General features: G+C 31.2%; 4 protein-coding genes. 1 reads left to right on the plus strand and 3 read right to left on the minus strand.

The features are described 5' to 3' along the window. On the plus strand, positions 1-744 hold a 744-nt coding region (locus tag ACIQ11_RS10005; RefSeq protein WP_396154515.1), incomplete at its 5' end, for a protein adenylyltransferase SelO family protein. Between the two features lie 91 nt (positions 745-835). Here ACIQ11_RS10005 and ACIQ11_RS10010 read toward each other — a convergent pair. The 3 genes from ACIQ11_RS10010 to ACIQ11_RS10020 form a co-directional block, all read right to left on the minus strand. Beyond that, positions 836-1,066 carry a hypothetical protein gene (locus ACIQ11_RS10010; RefSeq protein ID WP_396154517.1) on the minus strand — a complete coding sequence of 77 codons (231 nt, stop codon included), beginning with the start codon at positions 1,064-1,066 and terminating at the stop codon, positions 836-838. Between the two features lie 85 nt (positions 1,067-1,151). Beyond that, entirely contained in the window at positions 1,152-2,510 is a 1,359-nt protein-coding gene (locus tag ACIQ11_RS10015) for an MATE family efflux transporter (protein WP_396154519.1), read from the minus strand. A gap of 86 nt (positions 2,511-2,596) precedes the next feature. Continuing rightward, the coding region (locus ACIQ11_RS10020) for a His/Gly/Thr/Pro-type tRNA ligase C-terminal domain-containing protein (protein WP_396154521.1) at positions 2,597-2,984 on the minus strand (388 nt) is incomplete at its 5' end.

Genomic DNA, 2,984 nt, shown 5'->3' on the forward strand with positions numbered 1-2,984 from the left:
GGCATCACCATTGATTACGGACCTTACGGATGGCTTGAAAACTTTGATCCGAATTGGACGCCCAATACAACTGATGCAGCAGGAAAAAGATACCGATTTGGCAACCAATCGAATATTGCTTTATGGAATTTATATCAATTGGCAAATGCATTGTATCCGCTAATTGAAGAAGCAGCACCTTTGGAAGAAATTCTAAATGATTATGCTAAAAAATACGATGAAGATTTTTTAGAAATGATGTTGAAAAAATTGGGTATTACATTAAAAAATGAAGAAAACGAAAATCTAATTCAACAATTACTATATAATTTAGAACAAACAGAAACAGATTATACCATTTTTTTTAGAAAACTAAATCAGATTAAAAAAACAGATACAAGTGAAGCTTGTGTAGCAAAAATTACTGACGCGTTTTATAAACCTGAAGAAGTTACAGGAATTATTTTAGAAACTTGGCATTTTTGGTTTGCACATTATGTAACACTTTTAAATAAAGAACTACTTTCAGATAACGAGCGAAAAACACTTCAAAATTCGGTGAATCCGAAATATGTTTTACGTAATTATATGGCGCAAATGGCGATTGAATTGGCAGAAAAAGAAGATTATTCGTTACTAAACGAATTCTATGAACTCCTTTTGCATCCCTATGAGGAACAACCCGAATTTGAAAAATGGTTTGCAAAAAGACCCGATTGGGCAAGACAAAAAATTGGAAGTTCTATGTTAAGCTGCAGTTCTTAAGTCAGACGTATTAGACTTCTTAGATTGTTAGATTTCTTAGACTTTTAGATTATTAGATTAAAAAAAACCGATAGAAAACTATCGGTTTTTTTTATGCTTTTTCGTAACGTACCATTTCTCGGTCATAAAATTCGCCTGCAAGGGTAATTAAATGTTCCATTTCGGCTTCTAATTCGGTTTGATCTTCTTCTTCAACATCTTCTAAAAATTCAACTGAATCGTCTTTAAGATTTATGAAAAATCTTGGATATTCTAAATGAATAACAAAAATATCATCCGGAAAATCAGTGTTGTCGCCTATTACAAATTTTGGTAATTCCATATTTTAAAATTTTGAATTGTAAATAATAAATTTTGAATTTTCAAAAGTACAAATCTTTTGTCATTCATCTTTTATCTTTTGTCCTTTATCTATGTAATTTTAATAGAAATCTAAATCGGAAATAAAGCATCAATGCAGCAGCTGTTAATCCGGCTAATAAGCCAATCCAAACACCTTCGGCTTTATATGAAGTGTATAACCCTAAATAAATTGAAATAGGAAAACCAATTATCCAATACGCAATAAAGGTTAAATACATTGGTACTTTTACATCTTGTAAACCACGTAATGCGCCTAAAACTACTACTTGAATTCCGTCTGAAATTTGGAAAAATGCAGCAATTATTAATAATTTTGAAGAAACAGAAAGTACTTCTTTAATTTCAGATGCGTTTAATGCCATTTCTGAATTTACAAAAAACGAAGGGAAAAACTGACTTCCTAACATAAAAACTATTGCAAAAATAATTTCTAAAATTATGGCCATTAAAAAAATAGAATGCGCTACCGTATTAAGTTTTTTATAGTCATTCAATCCTTTCTGGTTGGCTACCCGAATCATAGCCGTAACACTTAATCCCATCGCAAACATAAAGGTTAGAGAAGCCAAACTTAATGCAATCTGATTGGCTGCCTGACTGGTAGTTCCAATCATACCGCACAACCAAATGGCGCCAGTAAATAAAGCGACCTCAAAAAACATTTGTAACGAAGAAGGAATACCCAACTTAATAATTTTATCTGAAACGCTTTTTTGAAAAGATTGCCAACCAAAATTCTTGAAAAAGGATTTGAATTTTTCATTTTTAGAAAGAATATAGTGCATATAAATGACCATAAAAACACGTGCGATTAATGTTCCAATAGCAGATCCTACAATTCCCATTTTAGGAAACATAAACAATCCAAAAACCAATAAAGCATTAATTACTACATTAATAATATTACCATAAATTGTAGCATACATAGAATATTTGGTTTCACTCATTCCGTCAGCAAACTGTTTGTATGCTTGAAAAATTACAAGAGGTACCAATGAGAAACCCACAATATCTAAGAAAGGTTTGGCTAATTTTACTACATCTGCGGGCTGGTTCATATATGACAATAAAGGTTTGGCAAAAAGCAATAAAAAGAACAATCCAAAACCTAAAATGGTACATAAAATTAATCCGTTTTGAAAAGCCGTTCTTCCGCCTTCTCTATTTTTTGTACTATCGAATTCCGCTATAATTGGCGTAATAGCTGTAGAAAATCCAATTCCAATTGACATTCCAATAAACACGAAACTATTTCCTAAAGAAACCGCCGCTAATTCTGTAGAACCCAATTGTCCCACAAAAATATTATCCACTACTCCAACTAACGTATGACCAACCATACCTAAGATTACAGGTAACGCTAAATTGAAATTGTATTTGAATTCTTGGAAGTATTTCTTCATTTTGTTTTATTTTACACAAATTTTCACAAATTGACACAAATTAAAATCCGTGTTAATCTGTGAAATCTGTGTTTCTATCTAGTAATTTATTTTAATTTTTCTATTAATTGGGCTAACGAAACCGTTTCTTGTTCTCCTGAAATCAAATCTTTAATTTTATATTGTTTTTGTTTCATTTCTTCTTCACCTACTAAAACTGCAAATTGAATCCCTTTTTTCTCAGCAAACTGAAATTGTTTTGCCATTTTTGCGGCATCAGGATACATTTCTACCTTAATATTATTTTGTCTAAGTTCCGAAATGGCTTTTAATGAAAATAACGTTTCAGCTTCACCAAAATTTATAAATAACGCTTTTGAAGTCGTAGTTACTGTTTCTGGAAACAAACCTAATTCTTCTAAAACCAAATAAATTCGATCTAATCCGAAAGAAATTCCTACCCCACTCATGTTTTTTAATCCAAATATTCCGGTT

Origin of the sequence: Flavobacterium sp. (assembly GCF_044361065.1) — a bacterium.
Taxonomy (GTDB): Bacteria; Bacteroidota; Bacteroidia; order Flavobacteriales; family Flavobacteriaceae; genus Flavobacterium.